27 protein-coding genes are annotated in these 26,484 nt (G+C 63.4%); 15 read left to right on the top strand and 12 right to left on the bottom strand.

Going from position 1 to position 26,484, the window contains the following annotated elements:
* Window positions 1–57: 57 nt before the first annotated feature.
* Both FGD77_RS18880 and FGD77_RS18875 read right to left on the bottom strand, forming a co-directional pair.
* Window positions 58–1,233 carry an aspartate aminotransferase family protein gene (locus FGD77_RS18880; protein ID WP_255012568.1) on the bottom strand — a complete coding sequence of 392 codons (1,176 nt, stop codon included), beginning with the start codon at window positions 1,231–1,233 and terminating at the stop codon, window positions 58–60.
* Window positions 1,234–1,299: 66 nt separating this feature from the next.
* A complete protein-coding gene (locus FGD77_RS18875; protein WP_255012565.1) occupies window positions 1,300–2,103 on the bottom strand; it encodes an ABC transporter permease in 804 nt (267 codons plus the stop codon).
* Window positions 2,104–2,260: 157 nt separating this feature from the next.
* Here FGD77_RS18875 and FGD77_RS18870 point away from each other — a divergent pair, with 157 nt between their 5' ends.
* The gene (locus FGD77_RS18870) at window positions 2,261–2,878 is read left to right on the top strand and encodes a GcrA family cell cycle regulator (RefSeq protein ID WP_255012562.1); all 618 of its coding nucleotides are present in this window, start codon (window positions 2,261–2,263) and stop codon (window positions 2,876–2,878) included.
* 236 nt (window positions 2,879–3,114) lie between these two features.
* Here the strand turns inward: FGD77_RS18870 and FGD77_RS18865 are convergent, their stop codons facing one another.
* The 4 genes from FGD77_RS18865 to FGD77_RS18850 form a co-directional block, all read right to left on the bottom strand.
* Window positions 3,115–4,593, bottom strand: a complete 1,479-nt coding sequence (locus FGD77_RS18865; protein ID WP_255012560.1) for an inorganic phosphate transporter — start codon at window positions 4,591–4,593, stop codon at window positions 3,115–3,117.
* 201 nt (window positions 4,594–4,794) lie between these two features.
* Window positions 4,795–5,259 carry an NUDIX hydrolase gene (locus tag FGD77_RS18860; protein ID WP_255012557.1) on the bottom strand — a complete coding sequence of 155 codons (465 nt, stop codon included), beginning with the start codon at window positions 5,257–5,259 and terminating at the stop codon, window positions 4,795–4,797.
* A 109-nt stretch (window positions 5,260–5,368) separates the two neighbouring features.
* Entirely contained in the window at window positions 5,369–7,807 is a 2,439-nt protein-coding gene (gene hrpB / locus FGD77_RS18855; RefSeq protein ID WP_255012554.1) for an ATP-dependent helicase HrpB, read from the bottom strand.
* Complete coding sequence (locus FGD77_RS18850; RefSeq protein ID WP_255012538.1) at window positions 7,808–8,527, bottom strand: DUF3108 domain-containing protein; 720 nt, start codon at window positions 8,525–8,527, stop codon at window positions 7,808–7,810.
* A gap of 101 nt (window positions 8,528–8,628) precedes the next feature.
* Between FGD77_RS18850 and meaB the strand changes: the two genes are divergently transcribed.
* From meaB to FGD77_RS18830, 4 genes are all read left to right on the top strand, one after another.
* Window positions 8,629–9,633 (top strand): methylmalonyl Co-A mutase-associated GTPase MeaB, encoded by a 1,005-nt coding sequence (gene meaB / locus FGD77_RS18845; protein WP_255012536.1) that lies wholly within the window; start codon window positions 8,629–8,631, stop codon window positions 9,631–9,633.
* Between the two features lie 301 nt (window positions 9,634–9,934).
* The gene (gene rpmB / locus FGD77_RS18840; RefSeq protein WP_255012534.1) at window positions 9,935–10,225 is read left to right on the top strand and encodes a 50S ribosomal protein L28; all 291 of its coding nucleotides are present in this window, start codon (window positions 9,935–9,937) and stop codon (window positions 10,223–10,225) included.
* Between the two features lie 107 nt (window positions 10,226–10,332).
* A complete protein-coding gene (locus FGD77_RS18835) occupies window positions 10,333–10,683 on the top strand; it encodes a hypothetical protein (protein WP_255012532.1) in 351 nt (116 codons plus the stop codon).
* 43 nt (window positions 10,684–10,726) lie between these two features.
* Window positions 10,727–11,227, top strand: a complete 501-nt coding sequence (locus tag FGD77_RS18830) for a copper chaperone PCu(A)C (RefSeq protein ID WP_255012530.1) — start codon at window positions 10,727–10,729, stop codon at window positions 11,225–11,227.
* Window positions 11,228–11,333: 106 nt separating this feature from the next.
* Here the strand turns inward: FGD77_RS18830 and FGD77_RS18825 are convergent, their stop codons facing one another.
* A complete protein-coding gene (locus tag FGD77_RS18825) occupies window positions 11,334–11,540 on the bottom strand; it encodes a cold-shock protein (RefSeq protein ID WP_255012526.1) in 207 nt (68 codons plus the stop codon).
* Between the two features lie 224 nt (window positions 11,541–11,764).
* Here FGD77_RS18825 and FGD77_RS18820 point away from each other — a divergent pair, with 224 nt between their 5' ends.
* Entirely contained in the window at window positions 11,765–12,082 is a 318-nt protein-coding gene (locus FGD77_RS18820) for an arsenate reductase family protein (RefSeq protein ID WP_255014323.1), read from the top strand.
* Window positions 12,083–12,336: 254 nt separating this feature from the next.
* Here FGD77_RS18820 and thrS read toward each other — a convergent pair whose 3' ends face one another.
* Window positions 12,337–14,283, bottom strand: coding sequence for a threonine--tRNA ligase (gene thrS / locus FGD77_RS18815; protein ID WP_255012522.1), 1,947 nt, complete (start codon window positions 14,281–14,283; stop codon window positions 12,337–12,339).
* A 173-nt stretch (window positions 14,284–14,456) separates the two neighbouring features.
* Between thrS and FGD77_RS18810 the strand changes: the two genes are divergently transcribed.
* From FGD77_RS18810 to FGD77_RS18795, 4 genes are all read left to right on the top strand, one after another.
* Entirely contained in the window at window positions 14,457–14,678 is a 222-nt protein-coding gene (locus FGD77_RS18810; RefSeq protein ID WP_255012519.1) for a hypothetical protein, read from the top strand.
* A gap of 66 nt (window positions 14,679–14,744) precedes the next feature.
* The gene (locus tag FGD77_RS18805) at window positions 14,745–15,506 is read left to right on the top strand and encodes an alpha/beta fold hydrolase (RefSeq protein WP_255012516.1); all 762 of its coding nucleotides are present in this window, start codon (window positions 14,745–14,747) and stop codon (window positions 15,504–15,506) included.
* Window positions 15,507–15,523: 17 nt separating this feature from the next.
* Window positions 15,524–16,153 (top strand): hypothetical protein, encoded by a 630-nt coding sequence (locus FGD77_RS18800; RefSeq protein ID WP_255014321.1) that lies wholly within the window; start codon window positions 15,524–15,526, stop codon window positions 16,151–16,153.
* A 58-nt stretch (window positions 16,154–16,211) separates the two neighbouring features.
* Window positions 16,212–16,916 (top strand): alpha/beta fold hydrolase, encoded by a 705-nt coding sequence (locus FGD77_RS18795; protein WP_255012513.1) that lies wholly within the window; start codon window positions 16,212–16,214, stop codon window positions 16,914–16,916.
* A gap of 44 nt (window positions 16,917–16,960) precedes the next feature.
* Here the strand turns inward: FGD77_RS18795 and phaZ are convergent, their stop codons facing one another.
* Window positions 16,961–18,427, bottom strand: coding sequence for a polyhydroxyalkanoate depolymerase (phaZ, locus tag FGD77_RS18790; RefSeq protein ID WP_255012510.1), 1,467 nt, complete (start codon window positions 18,425–18,427; stop codon window positions 16,961–16,963).
* A 128-nt stretch (window positions 18,428–18,555) separates the two neighbouring features.
* Here phaZ and FGD77_RS18785 point away from each other — a divergent pair, with 128 nt between their 5' ends.
* The 4 genes from FGD77_RS18785 (at window position 18,556) to FGD77_RS18770 (ending at window position 22,634) form a co-directional block, all read left to right on the top strand.
* Window positions 18,556–20,361, top strand: coding sequence for an alpha/beta hydrolase (locus FGD77_RS18785; protein ID WP_255012507.1), 1,806 nt, complete (start codon window positions 18,556–18,558; stop codon window positions 20,359–20,361).
* A 151-nt stretch (window positions 20,362–20,512) separates the two neighbouring features.
* Complete coding sequence (locus FGD77_RS18780) at window positions 20,513–20,965, top strand: phasin family protein (protein ID WP_255012504.1); 453 nt, start codon at window positions 20,513–20,515, stop codon at window positions 20,963–20,965.
* A 142-nt stretch (window positions 20,966–21,107) separates the two neighbouring features.
* Window positions 21,108–21,662 (top strand): polyhydroxyalkanoate synthesis repressor PhaR, encoded by a 555-nt coding sequence (gene phaR, locus FGD77_RS18775; protein ID WP_255012501.1) that lies wholly within the window; start codon window positions 21,108–21,110, stop codon window positions 21,660–21,662.
* Between the two features lie 6 nt (window positions 21,663–21,668).
* Window positions 21,669–22,634 carry a LysR family transcriptional regulator gene (locus FGD77_RS18770; protein ID WP_255012498.1) on the top strand — a complete coding sequence of 322 codons (966 nt, stop codon included), beginning with the start codon at window positions 21,669–21,671 and terminating at the stop codon, window positions 22,632–22,634.
* A gap of 82 nt (window positions 22,635–22,716) precedes the next feature.
* Here the strand turns inward: FGD77_RS18770 and FGD77_RS18765 are convergent, their stop codons facing one another.
* The gene (locus FGD77_RS18765) at window positions 22,717–23,937 is read right to left on the bottom strand and encodes a DegT/DnrJ/EryC1/StrS aminotransferase family protein (RefSeq protein ID WP_255012496.1); all 1,221 of its coding nucleotides are present in this window, start codon (window positions 23,935–23,937) and stop codon (window positions 22,717–22,719) included.
* A gap of 84 nt (window positions 23,938–24,021) precedes the next feature.
* A complete protein-coding gene (locus FGD77_RS18760) occupies window positions 24,022–24,675 on the bottom strand; it encodes a hypothetical protein (RefSeq protein WP_255012493.1) in 654 nt (217 codons plus the stop codon).
* Between the two features lie 177 nt (window positions 24,676–24,852).
* On the opposite strand from FGD77_RS18760, the gene FGD77_RS18755 reads away from it, so the two are divergent.
* Window positions 24,853–25,170, top strand: a complete 318-nt coding sequence (locus tag FGD77_RS18755) for an antibiotic biosynthesis monooxygenase (RefSeq protein ID WP_255012490.1) — start codon at window positions 24,853–24,855, stop codon at window positions 25,168–25,170.
* Window positions 25,171–25,173: 3 nt separating this feature from the next.
* On the opposite strand, the gene FGD77_RS18750 is transcribed toward FGD77_RS18755, so the two are convergent.
* Window positions 25,174–26,484 carry an FAD-binding oxidoreductase gene (locus FGD77_RS18750; protein WP_255012487.1) on the bottom strand — a complete coding sequence of 437 codons (1,311 nt, stop codon included), beginning with the start codon at window positions 26,482–26,484 and terminating at the stop codon, window positions 25,174–25,176.

Raw genomic sequence — 26,484 nt, 5'->3', positions numbered from 1 at the left:
CGGTCCCAATTGTCGGGGGTCCGGGGGCTGTCTGCCCCCGGACCCCCGAGGATATTTTCAGCAAGAAGAAAGCGCTGCCGCGGCGTTGTCGAGGCGGTTGAGCGCCTCGGCGATGTCGGATTCTGAAATGTTGAGCGGAGGAAGCAGGCGCAGGACGTTGTCAGCCGCAGGCACCGTGCAGAGTTGCTGGGCATAGCAGGCATTCAACAGGTCCGTGTTGGGCACCTTGCATTTGAGGCCCAGCATCAGGCCGCTACCGCGCACTTCCTCGAAGACGTCCGGATGCGTCGCAACCAGCGCCTCGAGCCGCTGGCGCATATAGCCTGAGCGGGCGCGCACATCTTGCAGGAAATCTTCGGTGGCGATCTGGTCCATCACGGCGCAGCCGACCGCGCAGGCCAGCGGGTTGCCGCCATAGGTGGAGCCGTGCGTGCCCGCGACCATTGCAGCGGCAGCATGTTCAGTCGCAAGGACCGCGCCAAGCGGGAAGCCGCCTCCAATGCCTTTGGCCACCATCATGATGTCGGGGTCAATTCCGGCCCATTCATGCGCAAAAAGGCGCCCGGTACGGCCCATGCCGCATTGCACCTCGTCCAGGATCAGAAGGATACCATGTTCGTCGCACAGATCGCGCAGCCCCTTGAGGCAGACATCGGGCAGGGGACGGATGCCGCCTTCGCCCTGGACCGGTTCGATCAGGATTGCGGCAGTCTGGTCGGAGATCGCAGCCTGCAGCGCGTCGTGATCCCCCCACGGCAGATGGGTGAAGCCGGGCAGCAAGGGGCCAAATCCCTTGGTCATCTTTTCTGATCCGGCGGCAGCGATACCGGCGGCAGAGCGCCCATGAAAAGACCCTTCGAACCCGATGATATGGGTCCGACTCGGTTGGCCTGCATCGTAAAAATGGCGGCGGGCCATTTTCACCGCCAGTTCGCAGGCTTCTGTTCCGGAATTGGTGAAAAAAACCGTGTCGGCGAAGGTTGCGGCTGCCAGACGGTCGGCCAGCTCTTGTTGGGCCGGGATGTTGTAGAGGTTAGACGTATGCCAGAGCGCCTGCGCCTGCGCCGTCAACGCCGCGACCAGCGCGGGATGCGCGTGGCCCAGCGCGTTGACCGCGATGCCGGCGCCGAGATCGAGAAATCGGCGTCCATCCGCCTCGATCAGCCAGCTGCCTTCGCCCTTTACAAATGTTAGGGGCGCGCGGTTATAGGTTGGCAGAACGGTCGGGATCATGGCGTTTTCCTTGACTTGAGGCTGCAAGGAGTGACTCAGGCGCTGCGCGCTGTCAATCGGCGCGCATTACGCCTTCAGCCGGTAGCCCCGCGCAAACATCGCCAGCGCGATGCCGCTGACCGCCATTGTAGAGCCAAGCGCGACGGCAACGCCCAAGGCCGGAGCGCTGTCCGATACGCCCAGCATCGCATAGCGCAGCCCGTCAATGAGGTAGAAAATCGGGTTGAAATAGGTGATCGTCTTCAGCATGGGCGGCAGCGCATCGATCGAGTAAAACGTGCCTGACAGGAACGCGAGGGGCGTGACGATGAAATTCGTGATCGCCGCCATCTGATCGAATTTGTTGGCGAAAACGCCCGCGACAATACCGACCGCGCCCATGAAGGCCGAGCCGAGGATCACGTACCCCAGCAGCAGCACCGGGTGTGTCGGCGTGATCCCGAGGAAGATCGCCAGCCCCAGTGCGATCGCGACCGCCACGAACAGGCCCCGACCGATCGCCCCGACCAGATAGCCCACCACCAGTTCGGCCGGGCTGAGCGGCGGCATGAGCGTGTCGACGATATTTCCCTGCACCTTGCCGATGACGATGGAGGATGACGTGTTGGCAAATGCGTTCTGGATCACGGTCATCATCAGGATACCGGGCGCGATGAAATGCGTGAAGGGTACGCCCATCACCTCGCCGCGTGTAGGGCCGATAGCGATGGTAAAGATAAGCATGAAAAGCGCCGCCGTGGCCAGCGGCGCCAGCAGTGTCTGGGTCCAGACCGCCATGAAACGCTGCATCTCGCGCGAGCAGAGCGTGGCGACGCCCAGCCAGTTGACGCGGCCAAAGCGGCGCGTGCCCATTTTCGCAAAATCGTGCATGAAAGGCTCCTGAATCGTCCTGCCGCGCGGGTTTGCCCGGCGCTGATATGTATCGATGCCTTGTAACTCAAGCGTGAGTGATTAGAATAGGGATCTCAAGAAATTTGCAGGGCGGCGCGATCTGATGCGGGCCGCCCTTGGTTATAGGAACGGGTCCATGTCCTGGAGCGATGATCGCGTCGAACTGCTGAAGAAAATGTGGGGCGAGGGCCAGTCGGCCAGCCAGATCGCCAAGGAGCTGGGCGGTGTTACCCGCAACGCCGTGATCGGCAAGGTCCACAGGCTGGGCCTGTCGAACCGCAACGGCGGTGCTGCCGCTGCCGCGTCTGCGCAAACTGCCAGCCCGGCCCCGGCAGAGGCCGACGTCAAACCGGCGGCCAAGGCCCCGCTGCGGCCTGCGGCCAAGCCCACCAAGGCGCCCGCGGAGAAGCCCGCCGCCAAGGCAGAACCGGCCCCCGAGCCCGAAGAGGAAGAGCGCGCGCCTGTCACGCGGATCAAGCCGATCATTCCCGCCGGACAGCCACTGCCGCCGCAACCCTCCGCCAACGAGATTGACCCCAAGGCATTGGCAAAGGTCAACGAAGTTGAGAAGAAGGCGAAGAGGCTGTCACTGATGGAGCTGACATCGCGGACCTGCAAGTGGCCAGTGGGCGACCCGGCGACCGACGATTTCTGGTTCTGCGGCCTGCCGTCCCAAGCGGGCAAGCCCTATTGCGAGGCACATGTCGGTGTCGCGTTCCAGCCGATGAGCTCGCGCCGCGACCGGCGGCGCTAAGCCGGATTTCGGATATGCAAGGCCCCGCCGGATTGGTGGCGCATTTCGTGTGATGGGGTATGACGCCTCGACTCTTGTCAGGTGTTCCAGAAATGAGAAATGGCCGTGGCTCGGCGAGTCGCGGCCATATTTCGTATGATCGCTTGTGATTTCCGTCCTGAACCTGCTGAGGTTCCAACAATGCCACAGCCGCCATGTGAAAAGCTGAAAGCGCCGGGGAAATGCGGCGGACGTGGTTACTGCAGCAGGTTCAGCAGCGCGAAGATACCTGCGGACATCAGTGCGGCGGCGGGCACGGTGATGACCCAGGCCGCGACGATGGTCATAAAGTGGCTGCGGCGGACCAGCTTGCGGCGCTGCCGCTCATCAGGCTCGATACTTGGGCTCTCGCTGCGCACGGGCAGATTTTGCCGCCGCCGCCGCTCCATGTGCCACTCGCGGTAAAAGCCGACGCCAAAGACGCCACCGACCGCGATGTGGGTCGAGCTGACCGGCAGCCCCAGCCAACTGGCGACGATGACGGTCATCGCTGCCGACAGCGCGACGCAATAGGCGCGCATCGGGTTCAGTTTCGTGATCTGGCTGCCGACCATACGGATCAGCTTCGGCCCAAAGAGGAACAGGCCGAACGAAATGCCTAGCGCGCCGATGACCATGACCCAGGTGGGAATCTGCACGTCTGCGGCCACGTCTCCGGCCTGGACCGCATGCACGATCGCCGCCAGCGGGCCGACCGCATTTGCCACGTCATTGGCGCCATGGGCAAAAGACAAAAGCGCTGCGGAAAAGATCAGGGGCAGCCCGAACAGCACCTTGACCGATTTATTGCGGTTCTCCATGCCCTGCGACTTGCGCCGAATCATCGGGCGCGTGAGTGCCCATGTCGCTGTTCCCAGAGCGGCGCCGATCAACAGCGCGGTGGGCATGTCGATCTTGATCACGCTCTTGAGCCCCTTGAGGGCGAGGTAGGTCGCAAACGTGCCGGCCATGATACCGACCAGGATCGGCACCCACCGGCGGGAGGCCGCGATCTTGTCCTCCTGATAGAGGATCCGGCTTTTGATGAGGGCAAGGAACGCGGCGGCGACAATACCGCCGAGCATGGGCGAGATGACCCAGCTGGCGGCGATTGCGGCCATGGTGGGCCAGTTGACAGCGGAAAACCCTGCGGCTGCGATCCCCGCGCCCATGACGCCACCGACCACCGAATGGGTGGTCGAGACCGGCGCGCCGATCTTGGTCGCCAGATTGACCCAGAGCGCGGCCGATATCAGTGCCGCCATCATCGCCCAGACAAAAACGCGTGTCTCGGCCACGCCAGCGGGGTCAATGATGCCCTTGGAGATGGTCGACACCACGTCGCCGCCGGCCAGCAGCGCGCCGGCGCTTTCAAACACGACGGCGATGGCGATGGCGCCGCCCATCGACAGCGCCCCTGCGCCCACTGCCGGGCCCATGTTGTTGGCCACGTCATTGGCGCCGATATTCAGCGCCATGTAGGCGCCAAAGACGGCAGCCGCCACGACGATGCTACTGGTCGGCGTCTGCACAAAGAAGACGGCGGCGGCCAGCCCGGCCAGAACGATAAAGGCCAGCGCAACGCCGGTGGCGATCAGCGGGCGGGCGGCGTAGGCGGCTGCCGTTTCGACATGGGAAATCCGGCTGAGATCCTTGTCGATCGTGCTCCAGTTGCGGGTATCGGGGGTTTTGGCCAAAATTCGTCCGCCTTGATGTGTCGCCGCCGGGGTATAGCCTTGCGCGTCCTTCAGTAGCATCCGCCCAAACGCAAAACGCGCGAAACGGTTGAGCGTTGCGCGCGTTTTGCCACACCTCTTGGGTCAGAGATATGACAAAACGCATTAGACAGGAACGGCGGGTGGATCAATGTCTTTCGCGGGCAGGGGGCACCACCAGCGTCAGAGCGCGCGCAGAATGTCCTGAAGCCCGGGTTCGCGCACCATGGTTGCGGCCTTGGCCGGGCTGACCCAGGCCCGTCGGCGTTCGCCGGATTCGGGAAAGCTGTCTGACAATCCCTGCACATGCAGCTTATAGACCTGCACGGCGACCGCCAGATCATAGCCGGATTCTTGGGTTTTGCCGTAATCATAGCTGCCAATGGGCGTCGCGGCAGGCGGCGCACCGGTGACGCCGGCCTCTTCCCACGCTTCGCGCAGGGCGGCCTCGGCGCCGGTCAGTCCTTCGATGGGCCAGCCCTTTGGCATGACCCAGCGCCCGGTGCCGCGGCTGGTGATCAGCAGGATCTCGATGCCATCGCCGCCCTCTGCGTCGCGCCAGCATAGCGCAGCCACCTGATGTTCGCGCGGACGGCGCAGCAGGGGTTGAACCAGCTCGGTCCATGCCTTTTTGAGTCCATTGGTCATGTCGATTGCCTCACCGCTTTATGGTTTTTGTTATATGCGACACTGCAATCTACGCCGCATCGGGCATTTTTGCAAATGATGGCGCAGCGAATCGGCCCCAGACGGCCTGTTATTTGCGCGGTTTGGCGCGCAGCGTAGGGTCGGCCTGTCGGGGGTCTTCCGGCCAAGGGTGACGCGGATAACGCCCGCGCATGTCGCGCCGCACATCGCCGTAGGAGTTGTCCCAAAATCCGGGAATGTCCTGTGTCGTCTGAACGGGGCGCCCGGCTGGTGACAACAGCGTCACGCGCAGGGGCGTGCGGCCCAGCATCGGGTGGGTGGTCTGGCCGAACATCTCTTGCAGGCGCAGCTGGATTTCGGGGGGATCGATGCCATAATCGATGGGAATGTCGCGGCCCAGCGGCGTGGTGAACCGCGCGGGCGTTGCCGTGTCCAGCGCCTGCATGGCGTCCCAGTCCAACTGCGCGCGCAGCGCCTCCAATATGTCGAAACGGCGCCAATCCTGCGCCGATTTCACGCCATCCAGATAGGGCAGTAGCCACGCCTCCAGACGGTCCAGCAACGCGGCATCAGACATATCGGGCAGGTCCATCCCTGCGGCCCGCCCCAATGCCACACGCGCCGCAAAGCGGCGGGCGGCATCCGTCCAGATCAGGCCAATGTCGCGCACGCCATCCAGCATTGCGCGCGCGACAGCGGCCTGCGGCGCGCCCTTCCACTGGCGATCCTCCAGCACCAGCGCACCAAAGCGTTCCTGCTGGCGCGTCAGCACGCGGCCTTCGCGGCGCGACCAAGCGCAGACATCGTGCCAAGCAATCTGATCCGCGAAAAGCCTGCGCAGCCCCGCGTCGCTGAGCGCGATGGCCTGCCGGATGCGGGCCTCACGCGGGTTGCCGTCGGTGTCCGTCACCACGATCAGGCGCTGGCCGGCCAAGGTATCGGTCGCGTCCAGCATTGCGCCCTTGCCGCCGGACAACAGATAGCGCGGCGCGTCGCCGGGCCGGCGCAGACCGATCCGGTCGGGATAGGCGAGGGCGGCCATTTCGGCATCGCTGATTGGTTCGCCGGGCGGTTTTGTCGTGCTGCGCAGGCGACGCGCCTCCTGTGCGATGCGGTGCAGGACGGCGCGGCTGGGCGGGTAGGGATGCGGGCCTTTGGGGTTGCGGATTGCCTTCAGGCGCAGGACCAGATCGGCAGGCGCGCTGCGCGGTAGCGGATCGCGATCGGACAGCAGCGCCGCCAGCGGGGCCGCGTCCGGCCCGGCCAGTGCCAGCATATGCGCAAGGCGCGGGTGCAGCGGCAGTGCAGCCAGCGCGCGTCCGTGGGCAGTGATGTGGCTCGCGCCATCCAGCGCCCCCAGCATCATCAGCAGGGCCTGCGCCTCGCCATAGCTGCCGGGGTTGGGCTGGGTCAGCAACGGGATCTGATCGGGCGCGGCGCCCCACAGGGCCAGTTCCAGCGCCAGAGGGGCAAGGTCCGCCGCCTCGATCTCTGCCGGGGGAAAGGCGGGCAGAGCGCCCTCTTCGCCGCGCGTCCACAGGCGGTAGCAGGCGCCGGGCGCCACCCGCCCCGCGCGGCCCTGCCGCTGGGTCGCCTCGGCCCGCGAGACCGGCTCCGTCACCAGCCGGGCCATGCCCGATGCGGGATCGAACCGCGCGCGCCGGGCGCGCCCGCCGTCGACCACGGTGCGGATGCCCTCAATCGTCAGCGAGGTTTCCGCGATGGAGGTCGCCAGCACGATCTTGCGCGCCGATGCTTCGGGAGCGATCGCTGCGCGCTGGGCGGTAAAATCCATCGCGCCAAAGAGGGGGCGGATGACACAGCCGACAGGTATGTGCGGGGCCAGCAGCCCCTCCAGCCGCCGAATCTCGCCCTCGCCGGGCAGGAATACCAGCACGCCGCCCGTCGTTTGCTCCAGCGCGGTGCAGGTCAGATCGGCCAGCGCGACCTCGAATCGCTGCGCCTTGGGCACGGGGCGGTCCAACCACCGCGTTTCGACCGGATAGGCGCGCCCCTGTGATGTGATCAGCGGCGCATCCCCCATCAGCACCGCCACTGGGGCGGCGTCCAGCGTGGCGGACATCGCCAGCAGCAGCAGATCTGGCCGCAATGCTCCGGCGATTTCCAGACACAGCGCAAGGCCCAGATCGCTGTCGAGGCTACGTTCGTGAAATTCGTCGAAGATCACGGCGCCGACGCCTGCCAGCTCCGGGTCGGACTGGATGCGGCGGGTCAAAATGCCGGTTGTCACCACCTCGATCCGGGTGGATTTTGATACTTTTGCCTCGCCGCGCACGCGGTAGCCGACGGTCTGGCCGACCTCCTCGCCCAGCGTTTGGGCCATGCGTTCGGCGGCGGCGCGCGCGGCCAACCGGCGTGGCTCCAGCATGACGATGCGGCCCGGCGCCACCCCGGCGTCAAGCAATGCCAGCGGCACCAGCGTCGTCTTGCCTGCACCCGGCGGCGCCTGAAGAACGGCCCGGCCACGGCTGCGCAGCGCCTTGATCAGTGGCGGAATAACTTCGGTGATGGGCAGGTCCGGCGTCATTTACTTGCGGGTCAACTCGGCGGTGCCATAACCTGAGCGGACCGATAGTGACTGCGGTTGCATGACCCCCCCGGCAGGCGCGTAGGTGATGGAAAAGGAATAGACGCTCTGGCGCTTCATTTCGGACGCGGAAAATCCGGCAAGGCGGGTATAGGCGCCGGTACAAGTGACCAGATCACCCGCATCGCGGCGCCCGGACATAACCAGCGCCGCGCGCCGCGCGCCGTCAAAGACGATTACGCTATAGCGGCAGATCCCTTTTGCGGGACGGCCGCGCAAAACGCCGTAGAGCGCGGTCAGAGGATCGACGCTGCCTTTTTGCGCGCGCGGGTCCAGCGCATCGGGATCCTCGGCCACCTTGGCCGCGACGGTGCCGCCGGTGATGCGCGGTACGCCGGACGCATAGCTGAGCTGCGCGGTCGAGCGCCGGTCACCGGTGTCGATCTGTTCGTCATATCTGCTGGGCGCAAGGCCGCCTGCGGTGATGCGCCCCTGCGCGCTGAGCCTGAAACTGGCGTCCACGATGCGCGCAAGTCCGGTCGTGGCGAAGGTCGAACTGACGGCGTAAGCGGCCCCGTCCTCGCGCGCGGCAAGGCGCAACTGGCCGACAGGCAGGCCCAGCAGACGCACGTCATAGCTGCTGCGCGCCTCGGCGGCAGGGGCGGCTTGGGCCGTCAGACACAGGGCGGTGATGACAAGGGCAAGGGCAGGGATGCGCATGGGAAAGGCGGCCTCGTAATTGGTTCTGTGACCGGGCTGGACAATTCCCCGCCCGGCACGGCAGATAGGTATTCGGACCGGAGACGAGGACAAGAGCAGCCATGACCATCGACATTGCACAGCTTGAGAGCGGGATTGTCAAAGGGGATCGACGCGCATTGTCACGCGCGATTACATTGGTCGAAAGCACCCGCGCCGATCACCGCGCCGCCGCCGCCCAGCTGATCGAGGCGCTGACGCGGGCAAATGGCGCGCCGCGCGAGGCGCTGCGCATCGGCCTTTCCGGCACGCCGGGGGTGGGTAAGTCGACTTTTATCGAGGGATTCGGCGGCATGTTGACGGCGCAGGGGCTGCGCGTCGCGGTGCTGGCGGTCGATCCCAGTTCATCCCGGTCCGGGGGGTCGATCCTGGGCGACAAGACTCGGATGGATCTGCTCAGCCGCGATCCAAATGCCTTTATTCGCCCGTCACCCAGCCAGACGCATCTGGGCGGTGTCGGCCGCCGCTCGCGCGAGGCGGTGGCGCTGTGCGAGGCGGCGGGGTTTGACGTGGTGCTGATCGAAACCGTGGGCGTTGGTCAGTCCGAAACGGTCGTGGCCGAAATGTCGGATCTCTTTGTGTTGCTGCTGGCGCCCGCTGGCGGCGACGAATTGCAGGGCGTCAAGCGCGGCATCATGGAAATTGCCGATATCATCCTGATCAACAAGGCCGATGGCGATCTAAAGGCGGCAGCCAGCCGCACCTGTGCCGACTATTCGGGCGCCCTGCGCCTGCTGCGCAAGCGCCCGCAAGACCCCAAGGGATTCCCCAAGGCGATGATGGTATCGGCGCTGGAGGATACCGGATTGGAGGCTGCCTGGACCGAAATGGAGGCTCTGACCGGCTGGCGGCGCGAAAATGGCCACTGGGCTGCGCGGCGGTCGGCGCAGGCGCGCTATTGGTTTCAGGAGGAGGTGCGCCAAGCGCTTCTCGCGCAGCTCGACACGCCCCCCGCCCGCACAGCGATGCGTGAGTTGGGCGAAGAGGTGGCGCAGGGGCTGACGACGCCTGCGATTGCCGCTGCGGACCTTCTCGAACGGATTGGTGCGCCACGATCCGCGCAATGAGGGGCGTTGCCCCTCCGCCGCGATGCGGCTCCTCCCCAGGATATTTGACGGCAAGAAGAACGAGCGGGCGCGCTTTCTTCTTGCTTAAAATATCCTCGCCGAAGGCGTCGAATCTCTTTTGGTGCAGTTGGGTGCAAAAGGCGGGGGTGGGCCTTGACGGGCAAGCCGATTCCGCCTATCCACCGGCAACATAATTTCGGGCGCGGCCTTTGGGCGGCGTCCGTCGGTTTAGAGTGGTTATACTCAGGACCGCTGAAAAAATAGGCCGACTGGCCTTCACCTGTAAGACGAGGATGACACCATGTCGCGCCGTTGCGAATTGACCGGAAAAGGCCCGATGGTTGGCAATAACTCCAGCCACGCCAATAACAAGACCAAGCGTCGGTATTTGCCGAACCTGAACGACGTGACGCTGCAGTCCGAGACGCTGAACCGCGGCATCAAGCTGCGCATCAGCGCGCATGCGCTGCGTAGCGTCGATCACCGCGGTGGTTTGGACGCCTATCTTGCCAAAGCGAAGGATGTGGAGCTTTCGCCCACCGCGCTGAAGGTCAAGAAAGAAATTGCAAAGGCGCAGGCAGTTACCGCCTGATCCGCGCTGATGTGTCGCATAGTTTTTGGGACGGCCCTACCGCTTGCGGCAGGGCCGTTTTCCTTTGCGCTCTTCCCTCTGATGCAGGGGCGGGGCATATTCGGCATATGAGCCGGAGATTTAACATCATTGCTGCCGTCGTGCTTGCGCTGTCTTTGACCCTTAGCGGGCAAGCTATGGCGCAGTTGCGCGTGGCGCCCGGTCCGGCGGGAATGATCGAGATATGCACCGGCTCTGGGCCGGTGCGCGTGGTGACGGGCAAGGATGGTGCGCCGCTGGGCCCTGTGCATATCTGCCCGGACTGCGTGCTGGCAGCGCTCAGCGTTGATCTGCCGCAGGCTTCGTTGCCGCCGCACTGTCCGCGCGTTTCGCGGCTGCCGGTGCAGCGGATCACAGCGCATGCCGCGTCACTGGCGGGTGTGCGCCCCTCGGCAAGGTCACCGCCCGCCGAGGCCTGAGCTGTAATACCCTTTATCAACCGACCACATAAAGGAGAGACTGATGTCTTTCACATTCCGCACACTCGCCGCAACTGCGGCAATCGTCTTTGCGATGCCTGCCTTTGCCGGAAGCATCGAGATCGCTGACCCTTATGCGCGCAGTGCCGCGCCCACTGCCAAGACCGGCGCGGCCTTCATGCAGATCGTCAACCATGGCGAGGCCGACCGCCTGATCAACGCCGCATCACCTGCGGCCGACCTTGTCCAGCTTCACACACATGTCGAAGGCGATGATGGCGTGATGAAGATGATGCATGTCGAGGAGGGTTTTGATCTGCCCGCCGAAGGCACGCTGAGCCTGGAGCGCGGTGGCAAGCATGTGATGATGATGGGCCTCACGTCGCCGCTGGAGCAGGGGGCCACGGTATCCGTCACGCTGACCTTTGAGAAGGCAGGCGACTTGGTTGTGGAGATACCCGTCGATCTGGAGCGGATGCCCGGAGACGGCGCCAAAATGGACCACGATATGGAGCATGGCGACCACGCCGGCAAAAGCGAGTGACACCAGCCTGACTGCATACCGAGGCGGCCCGGTTGCGGGCCGCCTTTTTCGTATCGGCCATTCGCATGGCCCAAAATGCGACCGAACCGCCGCGTTGCAGGACCGGTCAGAGCGGTTGGATATCCGCCGCGATCTGGCGTCCGTCGCGTCCCTCTTGCAACTCGAATGCGACCTTTTGGTTGTCTGCCAGTCCGGTCAACCCCGAGCGTTCCACGGCCGAGATGTGAACGAACACATCCTTGCCGCCGTCGTCGGGGGCGATGAATCCATACCCTTTGGTTGTATTGAACCACTTCACGGTGCCAGTCGGCATGCCGCTTCTCCTTCTTGTCTGCGCACCCGGGCGGTTGCCGGGCCAAGCAGCCGCGGGGGCGATGCCGCGAGGATTCTCTGCATCTCGCCGCCGCTGCGGCACTGATTTTTGCATGGCTCGTGCAAAAATCAAGCAAAAGCGCGCTGGCCCGGCTGGAACCGGCGGCGAATCGGTGGGACAAGGGCAGGGCGCCGCGATTGAGGCGCCTTGATTGCGAGGGTTTCATGATCATCTACGGGCTCAAAAACTGCGACACATGCCGCAAGGCAGCCAAGGCGCTGCCGGATGCCACCCTGCAAGACGTGCGCGAGGCCCCGGTGCCGGGGGATACACTGGCCGCCGCGCTGGCCCAGTTCGGCGCGGCGTTGGTCAACACACGCTCCACCACGTGGCGCAATATGCCCGAGGGCGAACGGGCGCATGCGCCGCTGGATCTGATCGGGCGGCACCCCGCGCTGATGAAGCGACCGCTGATCGACGCGGGCGGGACGTATTATCTGGGGTGGGGCAAGGACGTGCAGGCGGCGCTCACTCGGGCCTGAACCAGCCGATCCATGATTGGCGAATCAGGCGCCCGATCAGTGCCGTTGGCATGTGCAGTAAGTTTAGCTGGGGCGGGCATAAGCCGCCGCCCGGGTGGCACGAGAATATCAGCGGGTTGGTCCCGACCGAGGGTTGGAATAGCGTGAGCAGGCCGGACGCCGGATAATCGAGCGCCAGCGCCGCCGTCAGATTTTTGCAAGACGCATGAGTGTTGGGCGACCTGCGCGGCGCAACCGCGCAGGTCGCGGCTGCGCTACAATTGATCGGGCGCCGTAGCCTCACGGCCCAGCTCTTGGGTGACCTCGTCCAAAGGTCGCACGCTGGACTGCTTTTCGCCAAGCCGACGCAGCGACACGGTGCGATCCTCGATCTCGCGGTGTCCGCAGGCCAGGATGACGGGCACCTTGCCGACGGAATGTTCGCGGACCTTGTAGTTGATCTTCTCGTTGCGCACATCGGCCTCGGCGCGCACGCCTGCGGCTTGCAGCGCCGCGACGACCTCCTGCACATATTCATCTGCCTCTGACACGATCGAGGCGACCACCACCTGACGCGGGGCCAGCCAGAACGGTAGCTTGCCGGCGTGTTCCTCGATCAGGATGCCGATGAACCGCTCGAAACTGCCCAAGGTGGCGCGGTGCAGCATGTAGGGCCGCTGCTTGCTGCCGTCGGCGGCAATATATGTGGCGCCCAAACGTTCGGGCAGGTTGGGATCCACCTGAAAGGTGCCGCATTGCCATGTCCGTCCGATCGCGTCGGTCAGGTAGAAGTCCAGTTTCGGCCCGTAGAATGCGCCATCGCCCGGCTCCAGCGTGAAATCGCGGCCCGTGGCCTTGATCGCGCCTTCCAGTGCGCTTTCGACGTGGTCCCAGCTTTCGTCACTGCCGACGCGCACTTCGGGGCGGGTGGCGAATTTGATCTCGAACTGCTCGAAGCCAAGATCGGCATAGATATCGGCGAGGAAGTTGATGAACTTCGCGCATTCCCCTTCGATCTGGTCCTCGGTGCAGAAGATATGTGCGTCGTCTTGCGTGAACCCGCGTACGCGCATGATACCGTGCAGCGCGCCTGACGGCTCGTAGCGCGAGCACGAGCCGAATTCGGCCAGCCGCAGGGGCAGATCGCGGTAGGATTTCAGGCCCTGATTGAACACCTGCACATGGCAGGGGCAGTTCATCGGTTTCAGGGCGTTCACGGCCTTTTCGCGGGCATGTTCCTCCTCGACCTCGACGATGAACATGTGGTCCTGGTACTTTTCCCAGTGGCCCGACGCCTCCCACAGCTTGCGGTCGACGACCTGGGGTGTGTTGATTTCCTGATAGCCACCTGCACGCTGCTTGCGACGCATGTAGTCCTGCAATTCGGTGTAGATCGTCCAGCCGTTCGGGTGCCAGAAGACCTGACCGGGGGCTTCCTCCTGCATGTGGAACAGGTTCATCTCGCGGCCCAGCTTGCGGTGGTCGCGTTTCGCGGCCTCCTCCAGCATGTGCAGATGCGCCTTCAGCTTTTCCTTGGAGCTGAACGCCACGCCATAGATGCGCTGCAGCATCTCGCGCTTGGAATCACCGCGCCAATAGGCGCCTGCGACGCTCATCAATTTGAACGCGTCGCCGGGCAGTTGGCCGGTGTTTTGCAGATGCGGGCCACGGCACAGATCCTGCCAGTCGCCGTGCCAGTACATGCGCAGGGGCTCGTCGCCGGGAATCGCCTCGATCAATTCGACCTTGAAGGGTTCGCCAGCGTCCGTGTAGTGCTGGATCGCGCGGGGGCGGTCCCAGACTTCGGTGCGGACGGGATCGCGCGCTGCGATGATGTCGCGCATCTTCTTCTCGATCAGACCCAGATCTTCGGGCGTGAAAGGCTCTTTGCGGTCGAAATCATAGTACCAGCCGTTTTCGATCACCGGGCCGATCGTGACTTTTACATCGGACCAGATTTCCTGCACGGCGCGGGCCATGACATGGGCCAGATCGTGGCGCAGCAGCTCATTCGCCTGCGCCTCGTCCTGCATGGTGTGGATGGCGATGGCGGCGTCGGCAGTGATGGGCCATTGCAGATCCCAGTGCTGGCCGTCGATACTGGCCGAAATCGCCTTTTTGCCTAGCGATTTGGAGATATCCGCAGCGACCTCGCCGGGGGTGATACCGGGGGCGTATTCGCGGGCGTTGCCATCGGGAAATGTCAGGGAGATTTGGGCCATTTTCGGCGCTCCTCGTCGGTTTGGCGCCTACGCGTGCGCCCGGTTGCGGGTAAGCGGCCCTTTTGCCGCCGCCCCGCGCGGCTGTCAAGGCGGGCACAGTACGATTGCCGTTGGAGATGACGCGGCGCGCGGATAGGCTGGTGACGTGAACACCCCCAGGAGGAGGGCCCAGAATGACCCATTACAATCCGAATATCGAACTGACCGTCGCTGATATGGAGCTGATCGAAGACGCGCTGCGCCAGTCCAAACGGCGGTTGAGCATGCCGGAAGGCCCGGAAGCGGACGCGCCCATCGCGGGCCGGACGATCCGCGAGATCGACGAATTGCTGGGACGCCTGCACAATCAAAAGGTGTTCTTTCGCCCCAGCAAGACACCCTACGTCAGCGGCTAAAACGCCCCCTTGCAACGCGCGGCGCAGGCTGTGACATTGCAGCCGCGCAGTTTTAAGGGGACAGCCATGAGCGACCAGAAGCCAGGGTATCTCGATACGCCGCAAGGTCGGCGTATCGCCTATCATCGCACCGATGGCGCGGGGCCGGGAATCGTGTTCCTCGGTGGTTTCATGTCGGACATGGAGGGCACAAAGGCCGTGCATATGCAGGCGGCCGCGATTGCGCGGGGCAGGGCGTTTCTGCGGCTGGATTATTCCGGCCATGGCGCATCCTCCGGTGCGTTTGAGGACGGGTGCATCAGCGACTGGGTGGCCGATGCGGTTGCGGCGATTGAGGCGCACACCGAAGGACCGCAGATCCTGATCGGCTCGTCCATGGGCGGCTGGATCGCGCTGCTGATCGCGCGCATGATGCCACAGTGGTTGGCGGGCCTGGTGACCATCGCTGCCGCGCCCGATTTTACCGAAGACAGCATGTGGGCCGGAATGAATGAGATCGAGCGCGCCAAGCTGATGCGGCAGGGGCGCATATTCATGCCCAGCGACTATGATGCGCCCTATACGATCACCCGAAATCTGATCGAGGACGGGCGCAAGAACCTTGTTTTACGCGATAAGCTGGAATTACCCTTCCCTGTTCGCTTTCTGCAAGGAACGGCGGATAAAGATGTGGATAGGTCCGTTGCATTATCGCTTTTGGATCATGCCAAGGGGCCGGATATGCGCCTGACATTGGTGGCCGGGGCCGATCACCGCTTTTCCACGCCTGACTGTCTGGATCTGATCGAGGCGGCGCTGGACGAGGTGACGGCGCAGGCGGCAGGCTGATGCGGCGGCCCCGCAGCATGCGAGGGCTGGAGGATCTGGGGCGCGTGCGGCTGAGCCGTCATTTCTACATGCGCGACTTTCTGTATTCCGAGATCGGCAGCATCCACGGCATCCCCAACATTCCGGACCGCCCCGATATCGCTATCGAACATGGCCGCGCGCTGTGCCAGACGCTGCTGGACCCGCTGCAAGAGACATTCGGGCGCATTGCCATCCGCTCGGGCTATCGCTCGGCGGTGCTGAATCGGTTTGGCAACGAGAACGGGCTGAACTGTGCGCGGAACGCCGCCAATCAAGGCTCGCATATCTGGGACGGGATAGGCGCCGCACCGGGCGCCTGCACGTCCCTGGTTATCCCGTGGTTTGCCGATCAATATGACCGTGGCCGCGACTGGCGCGATCTGGCGTGGTGGCTGCATGATCATCTGGAGTATTCAGAAATATATTTCTTTCCAAAGCTCTGCGCGATGAACTTAACCTGGAGCATGAAGCCGCTACGCACCATTTCCAGCTATATCGCTCCAAGGGGCCTTTTGCTGCGTGCAGGCGTTGCACCGCAGGAAGCGCCGGAGGCGCGGCGCGCCCGCTATGCCGATTTCCCGCCCTTTCGCGGCATTGCCTATCCGGCCTGTCCATCTGCCGGTTGACGCTGGCGCGGCGTGTGCGACTGTGCGCGCGATCCGGCCCTGAGCGAGAGGACAACCCATGAACGAGCCCCTTGTTCTGCTGCCGGACGTCATGTGTGATGCGCGGGTGTTCGGCCCGCAGCTGGCCGCCTTCAGCAAGAGCCACGCGGTGACCGTCGCCCCCATAACCGGCGGCGACCGGATCGAAGAGGTCGCGTCGAACCTGCTGGATGTGTTGCCGCGCAAATTCGCCATTGCGGGGCTCGGCCTGGGGGGCGCCGTGGTGATGGACCTGCTGCGCCGTGCGCCGGACCGGGTGGCGCGGATCGCGCTGATCGGCGCGAGCGCCTTTGCCGAAACGCCGGAATCTGCCGCCGATCTGGAGCCGGTCATTATCAAGGGGCGTACCGGCAACATGACTGGGATGGTCGATGGCCTGCTGAGGCCGGACATGTTGGCCCCCGGCCCGATGCGCTCAGAGTTGATTGCGCTGGTGCGGGACATGGCCGATCATCTGGGCGCCGACGTGATTACGCGGCAGGTCCGGGCGATGCAGCGGCGACGCGACTATCAGGCGGAACTGCGCCGGTGCAAGGTGCCTGCATTGGTCCTGTGCGGTGAGCATGACGGGAAAACAGACGTTAAACGTCACAGCTTTCTTGCCGATCTGATCCCTTATGCCCAATTCAGCGTGATCAAGGGCGCGAGCCATCTGCCCACACTGGAACAGCCCGATGCCACCACAGAGGCGCTACGCGGCTGGCTGCGGCAGGTGCCGCGTTAGGCCCCGCAGGAGCGGGGCCATGTCTGCATTGTCAAGTGGCAGGATCAGCGTCCAGAGCGCCCAGCAGTTTTACCATTGAACTTCGACTTGGCGCCTGATTTTGAGCGATACTTGCCCTTGCCCTGCGCGTCTTGCGCTGCCGTCACTTTCATCGCCGCGTCGGCGTTGGCCGCTTTGGGCGCCTCGTCCTTGGCCTGCGCGTCTTGCGCTGCCGTCACTTTCATCGCCGCGTCGGCGTTGGCCGCTTTGGGTACCTCGTCCTTGGGCGCAGGCGCATCGGGGCCGCTGTTGCGGTCGATGAAGTCCAGCACGAGCGGGCGGATATTGTTGCGCCAGCTGCGTCCGGCGAAAATGCCGTAATGGCCTGCGTCAGGTTCGACATGGCTGGCCTTTTTCGAATCGGGCAGGCCGGTCAACAAGTCCAGCGCCGCGATGCACTGTCCGGGCGCCGATATATCGTCCTGTCCGCCTTCGACTGTCTTGACCGCGACGGTCGTGATCTTGCCGATATCGACGCGGCGGCCGTTGATCGTGAATTCGTTGTTGGCGATCTCAAGGCCCTTGAAGATCCGCTCCACCGTCGAGAGGTAGAATTCGGCAGGCATGTCCATCACCGACAGGTATTCGTCATAGAACCGGTTGTGCCGGTCGTAATCGCCGCCTTCGCCCTTGGCGACGCGCGCGATCTGTTCGCTGAACGCCTTGGCGTGCTTTTCGCTGTTCATCGAGATGAAAGAACTCAGTTGCAGAAGGCCGGGATAGACCATGCGCCCGACGCCGGGATATTTGAACCCGACACGCTGCGTCATCGTCTCTCCCAGCTGGCCCATGGTGACGCGGCGGCCGAAATCCGTGACCTCGGTCGGGTTCGCATCAGGGTCGACCGGTCCGCCGATCAGCGTAAGCGAGCGCGGCTGTGCCTCCGGCTCGTCCTCGGCCAGAAGCGCGGTGGCGGCCAGCGCCAGCGGAACGGGCTGACACACAGCAATCACATGGGTGTCAGGCCCCATTTCGCGCATGAATTCCGTCAGGTAGAGCGTGTAATCCTCGACGTCGAACTTGCCGGCACTTACGGGAATGTCGCGGGCATTGTGCCAGTCGGTGATGAAGACCTCGCAATGGACCAGCAGGCTTTTGACGGTTGAGCGCAGCAGGGTTGCGTAATGGCCTGACATCGGTGCGATCAGAAGAACGCGTCGTTTCATTGGCTTGCGGCCCGGAACGGCGAACTGGATCAGATTGCCGAACGGCTTTTCGACGATGGTGTCGATGCTGACCAGGTGATCCCTGCCGTCGTCACAGGTAAAGGTACGAATGCCCCAGTCGGGTTTTTTCACCATCCGGTCAAAGGTGCGTTCTGTTACCTCGCCCCAGGCTGATATCCACTGAAAAGCAGGGTTTGGCGTCATGCTGAATATGGGGTAGGATGCGAATGATAGGGCGGTCGCCCCCAGCCATTGATTGGCGTTGCGCATTGTTTCCATCATGTCATAGGTGGCCATGTAGCGCATGAGACTCCTTCAGGGCGGTTAGCCCTATTATTGTGTGCCGCGGGCGCTTGGCCGACCTGGCCGAGACGTGGCGACGAAATGCTGCGACGAAATGCTGCGTAGCAGAAACTTAGGGTGAAATGATCAAGATGGCAACAAATCAGCAGAGCTCGGACGAAAATCAGGGCGAAACATTGGACCGCATGACAGCGAATCTGGCTCTTGTCGAGACGCTTTCGAAGCGTCTGATCGCAGCATTGTCACATCGCAATCCGGCCAATCCCACGCTGAATGCCCCCTCGCAGGACCTGTTTGCCAAGGCCGCCGCGTCCTACTGGAGCGAGGCGCTGGAGAACCCCGCCAAGCTGTACGAACATCAGCTGGAATATTGGGGGCAGTCCGTGCGCCAGTTCATGCAGGCCCAGCAGATGATGCTGACCGGTACGCCCCCCGCAGAGGAGGAAGGGGCGCCCCGCGACAAGCGGTTTTCCAATCCGCTATGGTCCACGAACCCCTTTTTTCGTTACGTCCGCGAGCAATACGAGCTGAACGCGCGGGCCGTGGCCGATGCCGTGGCCGAGGTCGATGATCTGGACCCGGTCGAGAAAAAACGGCTCGATTACTTCTCGCGCCAGATCATCGATATGATGGCGCCAACCAATTTTCTGGGCACCAACCCCGACGCGCTGGAAAAGGCCGTGGCGACCGAGGGCGAAAGCCTGGTCAAGGGGCTGGAAAACCTCGTTGCCGATCTTGAGGCGAATGATGGCGAAATGGTCGTGCGCCTTGCCGACGAAAACGCCTTTCAGCTGGGTGGCAATATTGCCACTACTCCGGGCAAGGTTGTCTATCGCAACGACATGATGGAGCTGATTCAGTACGCGCCCACAACCGGGAAGGTGCGCGAAATCCCGTTGATCATCTTCCCCCCCTGGATCAACAAATTCTACATTCTCGACCTCAAGGAACAGAACAGCCTGATCAAATGGATCACCGAGCAGGGCTATACGCTGTTCGTGGTTTCATGGGTCAACCCGGATGTCAGCCATGCCGATGTCGGGATGGAGCAGTATATCGAAGATGGCTACCTTGCCGCCATCCGCGAGGTCCGCGCGATCACCGGCGCCGCCAAGGTAAACGCCGTCGGCTACTGCATCGCCGGCACCACGCTGGCGCTGACGCTGGCGCTGCTGAAGGCACGCGGTGATAAATCGGTCAACTCCGCCACCTTTTTCACAGCGCTGACCGATTTCGACAATCAGGGCGAATTCACGCCCTTTCTTCAGGATGATTTCGTCGACGGCATCGAGGCCGAGATCGAGGCGCAGGGTATCCTGCGCGCGTTTATCCTGGGCCGCACGATGAGCTTCTTGCGCTCGAACGATCTGATCTACACGCCTGCAATCCGCAGTTACATGCTGGGCGAGGCGCCCCCCGCTTTTGATCTGCTGTATTGGAACGGTGACGGGGCGAACCTGCCGGGCCGGATGACGCGGCAATATCTGCGCGGTTTGTGCCAGCAGAACCGCTTTGCCGGGGATGGGTTTGAATTGCTGGGCGAAACGCTGCGCCTGTCCGATGTCGACGTGCCGCTTGTGGCCGTCACCTGCGAGACGGACCACATCGCGCCATGGAAGGACTGCTATCGTGGCATGCGACAGGTGGCCTCAAAGGACCGGACGTTTATCGTGTCCCAGTCGGGGCATATCGCCGGCATCGTCAATCCGCCCAGCAAGAAGAAATACGGTCACTATACCAATGGCGACTGGTCCGGCGATGCCGCTACCTGGAAGGACGCCGCCACCTTCACCGAAGGTAGCTGGTGGCCGCGGTGGGAGGCATGGCTGCGCCCTCGTTCGGGCGATGAGGTGCCCGCGCGCGAGCCCGGTGATTCGGACCATCCCGCCCTTGCTGACGCGCCCGGGGACTATGTGCGCAAGCGCGCCGGGCGGTGAAAATCACGCATCGTCAACGCCTTGGCTGATAGTTTCGAATAAAATGCTGCGGTGCAGAAAAAACCCTTGAAATGCCGCAATGCAGCATCCATATTGTTTGCAGACGCAGCATAGGCGGAGCACCTTCCGCCACCAGCAAAGGAGCTACACCATGGCTAACAAGACACAAGACATGAACACGATGATGAAAGACATGATGGGCGCATTCCCCGTCGACACCAAGTCGATGGAAGATTCGTTCAAGAACCAGGCCGCACTGGGCGAGAAACTGTCGAGCGTTGCACTGAGCGCCGCCGAGAAATCTGCCGAGATCCAGAACGCATGGACCAAATCGACCCTCGAGAAGATGGCCGAAATGTCCAAAGCCAAGACCGATCCGGCCGACTACGCCAAGGCAATCAGCGATTTCGCTTCGGCTAACGCCGAAGTCGCCGCCGAGAACATGGCCGCTTTCGCTGAAATCGCCAAGAAGGTCCAGACCGAGACCGTCGAACTGATGATGTCGGCAGGCCGCGACCTGCAGGAAGACGCGTCGCAGGCCGTCAAGAAGGCGACCGACGACATGTCCAAGGCTGCCGCCAAGGCAACCAACGCTGCGAAGTAATTCGCAGCTGATATCGCGCTCTTCCCTCCTCCCTGAGGGCGCGACATCAATCGGGCGGGCCGCTATGCGGCTCGCCCTTTCTTTTTGCACGCGCAGCGACTAGGCTATGCTGCACCGCTGCATTTTATTGGGAGAGCCGCCCTTGGCCGATACTGACAAGCCGCTGCTGATCAAACGCTACGCCAGCCGCCGCCTCTACAATACCGAAACGTCCGATTACGTCACGCTTGAGGATATCAGCCAGTTCATCCGCGACGGACGCGACGTGCAGATCATCGACCTGAAATCGGGCGACGACCTGACACGCCAATACTTGCTTCAGATCATCGCTGAACACGAAAGCCGGGGCGAAAATGTCCTGCCGATCAACGTGCTCAATGATCTGGTGCGCAGCTACACAACCCAGGCCGGCAGCGTCGTTCCCGAATTCCTCGCCGCCAGCTTCGAAATGCTGCGCGACGGGCAATCAAAGCTGCTGGAGAACATGACGCAGGCCACCCCGATGGCCAAGATGCCCGGCATGGAGGCTATGCGCATCCAGCAGGAGGCGTTTATGAAGGCCATGACCGGCGGGCTTGGCGGCCTCGGCGGGGCGCCCGCATCCAGCACGCGCGAGCCGACGCCTGACCGCGACCTCGATGAGATCAAGGCGCAGCTGGCCGCCCTTCAGCAGCAGCTATCGCGCATGGGCAAGTAACCGGCCATGGCGGGCAGTCCCGGCCGGATCACGCTATGGGGGATCGAGGTGTTCATGGCGGCGGCCGATGAACGCTCGATTTCCGCTGCCGCTCGGCGCCTTGGCACCTGCGCATCCACGATCAGCCAGCAGCTCAGCAATCTGGAAACCGCCGTCGGCGCCCCCCTGCTGGAGCGCAGCGCGCGCCCTCTGCGCCTGACCCGCGCGGGCGAGATCATGCATCGCCGCGCCCAGACGATCCTGAACGAGGCCGCGCAGGCCCGGGCCGAGCTGGCAGCGTCGGACCTCACCACCCTGACTCTCTTCCGCCTCGGCATGATCGAGGATTTCGAGGCGGACGTCACGCCCCGCCTGCTGACCCATATGGCGGATCGCCTGATCTCCTGTCGGTTCCAGCTGGAAACCGGCGCCAGCCATATGCTTCAGGACCGCTTGGATGCGCGCAACCTTGATGTGATCGTCGCCGCGCAGCTGGGCACGGCGCCCGAATGGGCCGAAACCCATCCGCTGCTGCGCGAGGGGTTCGTCGTCGCTGCGCCGCGCGGTGTCATCGATGCGGGGGCTGACATGCTCGGCCAACTGCGCCGCCTGCCGCTGGTGCAGTACACTCAAGCCCACTACATGGGCCGACTTATCACGTCACATCTTGCGCGCCAGAATGTCGTGCTGCCCCACCGGTTCGAGCTGGACAGCTATCACGCCATCCTCGCCCTTGTCGGGCAGGGCAGTGGCTGGACTATCCTGCCGCCACTGGCACTGATGCGTGCGCGCCGCTTTGCCGATCAGATCGACGTGCTGCCTTTGCCGTTTCAGCCGCTGACGCGCACCATCACGCTGACGGCGCGCAAGGACATTTTGCAATCCATGCCCGCCGATGTGGCCGCCGCGCTCAAGCCGATCCTGCAAGAGGCCATCGTCACCCCGGCACTGGCGCGCTATCCCTTCCTAAAGGACGCGCTGACGGTGCTGTAACGTGCCGCCGCGGCTTTTTCTTGGTTGAAATACCTAAATCCCGGCGGGCGCACCGCGCGCGACCGCCGATTTTCAAGCGCGGTCAGGTGCCATAGGCCTTCGCCTGTCCCATCACATCCTCCACCGCACCCAGTATCGCACCCGCGATTGCGTCCTGCTGGTCGCGTGTCAGGCGGGCGGGCAGGCGGGTGTCGCAGGCCCGCGCCAGCATGGCGCGCGTTTTCGGCAATTCCGGCACATCGCCGGGGATGAACTGCCAGTTCCAGAAGGCGCGCGCATTGTCGCGGCTCTGCCCGAAGATCTGCACCTTGACCCCGCGCTGGGCGGCTGCATCCGCAAAGGCGCGTGCCGCGTCCTCGTCCATGCCCACCAGATTGAACTGGATCGAATCGGGCGCGCGTTCTTCGGGCGCCAGCGGCGCAGGCACGCTCAGCCACGGGCTCTGCTCCAGCAAGGCGGCGACGTGGTCGTGCCCCGCGCGCCCATCACGCACGCGGCGCGGGATTTCGTTCAGTTGGGGGCGGATGATCGCCGCGCTCAGGTTGTTCAGGCGTAGGTTGTAGAGCGGCAGCTTGTTTTGCCAGCGACCGAAGGCGTCCTTCAGCGCGTTGTCGCCGTGGGCCAGATGTTTGGCCCAGTTATGCTCATAAGCGCCTGACATGATGATTGCGCGCGCCACCAGATCGGCGTCGTCGGTAATCATGATCCCACCTTCGCCTGCGTTCAGCAGCTTGTAGGACTGAAACGAAAAGCACCCGATCCGCCCGATCGTGCCGATGTTGCGCCCATGCCATGTGGTGCCCAGCGAATGGGCGGCGTCCTCGATCACCGGGATATCCCGCGCATTGCACAGCGCCATGATAGCGTCCATGTCGGACGTGTGCCCGCGCATGTGGCTGATGATGACCGCGCTGATATCGCCGTCCAGCCGCGCCTCGAAATCGGCCATGTCGATGCGGTAATTATCCCCGACCTCGCACAGAACCGGCACGCAATCTGCGTGCATGATCGACGATGGCACCGCAGCAAAGGTAAAGGCCGGGATCAGCACGCGCGCGCCATGTGGCAGGTCCAGCGCCTTGAGCGACAGGAACAGTGCGGCCGAGCAGCTGGACACCGCCAGCGCATAGCGCGACCCCAAGCTGTGCGCAAATTCACGTTCCAGCAGGGCGACAGGCGAATCCTCGGGGGCAGTGTATCGAAACAGATCCCCCGATTGCAGCATGGCGTCGATCGCGGCGCGGGCGGCGTCGGGGATGGGTTCGGCGTCGTATGTGTTGGGGGGCAGGGTGCTCGCGGTCATGTTTCACCTTTTCCGAAGGGACATTTCGTTTTTCCTGAACAATATACCTACCTGCGCGAAAGCACAAACCAAGCAGCGATTTGATCAGAAGGTTTTCCAGATCCCGATCTGAAGACCGAAATCCTCGGCATTTATCAGGCTGGTTGTTGTGCCGACCTCGATATGGCGGCCCGCCGAGACCTGCCAGACAACCGATGCGGTGGCGCGCAGAAAATCGGGCGCATGTGGTGCACCACCCTGTTGCAGTTGCCAAATCATCTTGGTCCCCTCCCAGACGGTCAGGCCCAGCGTCGCGTCGATGGCCAGGTCCACGTCGCCTGGCGTGATGGGGGCGCGCAGGTCGACATTGGCCCAACCATCCAGCCCGCCGATGCGCAGTCCCCGGCCGACCGAAATGCCCGGCCGTAGGGCCGGATCGTTCGCAATGGCGCCGGCGGCCAGTTGGAACGCGACATGCAGGGTGTCGCGGCGGATCGGCATCAGGACAAAGGCCAGCGCCTTGTAATCGCCCGTCTCGTCGCTGCCGATATCCAGCCCCCCGGTCAGGTCCGGGTTCAGCCCGTATTCGGCATAAAGCGTGCTGTATCCCTTGGAGTCGGCCCCGTCCTGCACCTTGATGCTCCACGAGGAAAATCCGTCGCCCTCAGCGCGCAGCCACGCGCCCGCGCGCGCCGGTCCGGCAGCGAGCCATGCCAGCAAACAGCATAGGGCAAAGGGCAGGGCGTGGGCCGGGCGCATCGCTCTACAATCGTTAAACTTGGTAAATGAATGGTTAAGGCGTTTCGCGAAAAACCTGAATCACTGCGTTTCGCCTTAAGTGAGTACCTCAAGTTTAAGGCGAAACGCTTTAATGCTCTGCCGCTTTGCGCAAGCCCGTCCCGGTGCTAGGCTGAAATGTCACAAAGGAGAGTGTCCATGCCCCAGATTCAGTTTCCCAGCCCGCATCAGACCGTTTTGACAACGTTCGATATGACCCCCGGCACCGCCCAGGACCTTCTGGATGCGCTGACGGATGCCTATGATAAATTCATCTCGCTTCAGCCCGGATTTATCGCGGCGGGCCTGCATATAAACGACGCGCAGACGCGCATCGCCAACTATTCGCAATGGAAACGTCGCGAGGATTTTCAGGCGATGTTGCGTTCGGATGAAATGCGCCGCCGCAACCGCGATATCCATGGCCTGTGCCGCAGTTTCGAGCCGGTGATGTATGACGTCGCCGCGATTTTCTGAGGTTCACACGCCCAGCCGGTCGCGCAGCGAATACCACGTCATTGCCAGCATAAGCAGCGGTGTGCGCAGTGCCGATCCGCCCGGAAACGGCGTGCACGGCACCCGCGCCATGGTGTCGAACCCGTCCGCCTGACCGCGCACCGCCATTGCCATCAGTTGCCCCGCATGGGTCGCGGTGCCGACGCCGTGGCCCGAATAGCCCGACGCGCTGAGGATATTGGGCGCCAGCCGGGCAACATAGGGCATCCGCTGGATCGTGATGGCCAGCGTGCCGCCCCAAGCATAGTCAATCTGCACATCGCGCAGATGCGGAAAAATCTGCGCCATCGGTTTGCGCACCAGCGCCGCGATATCTGACGGAAAGCGGTAGCCATAGCTTTCGCCGCCGCCGAACAGCAACCGCTTGTCGTGGCTGAGGCGGAAATAATTCACGACGAATTTCGTATCCGCAACGGCGACATCCTGTGTCAGAACGCGCGCCACCTCGTCGCCCAAGGGTTTGGTGGCGGCGATGAAATTGTTGATCGGCATGACCCGGCTGGCAACCTTGCCGTTCAGCTCGCCAAGATAGCCGTTGCAGGCAAGGATGACGTGATCGGCGCTGATCCGACCGTCCTTGGTATGAATGACCGCGCGCGCGCCCTCGTCGATCGCGGTGACTTCGCTGCGCTCGTAGATGCGCACGCCCGCCCTCTTTGCCGCGCGGGCAAGGCCCAAGGCATAGCGCAACGGGTGTAGATGCGCCGCGCCCATGTCCAGCACCCCGCCGTGATAGGCGGGCGAGGGGCAAAGCGCATGCATTTGCTCCGTGTCCAGTTTCTGAATCTGGTCATACCCATAGCGATCTGCCAGATGGTCCGCATAGGTATGCTCGTGCGCGGCCTCCTTGGCACTGAAACAGGCGTGGGCCACGCCGGGCGCCAGATAACAATCGATTTCATGTCTTTCGATCAATGACTTGACGAGGGTTTTGGCGTCCTCGGCCAGTTCCCATAGCTTGACGGCGTCAGCACCGCCCACCAGCCGCTCTAGGCCGGTCTGCTCCATGCGCTGGCCACTGCCCAATTGCCCGCCATTGCGCCCTGACGCGCCAAAGCCTATGCGCTGCGCTTCGATCAGGGCAACGTCCATGCCCGCCTCGGCCAGATGCAGCGCGGCCGACAGGCCGGTGTAACCAGCGCCGATCACGACCACATCGGCGCGCACCTCGCCGGTCAGCGGTGCAAATTCCGGCAGGGCGTTCGCCGTGGCTGCGTACCAGCTGGTGGGATATTGCCCGGCGCGGTCGTTGCTGTGCAGAAGGTTCAGCGCCAT

This window comes from Roseovarius sp. M141 (assembly GCF_024355225.1).
Taxonomy (GTDB): Bacteria; Pseudomonadota; Alphaproteobacteria; order Rhodobacterales; family Rhodobacteraceae; genus Roseovarius.
Note: the sequence above shows the minus strand (reverse complement) of the source record. Positions and strands in the feature narration are given on the sequence as shown.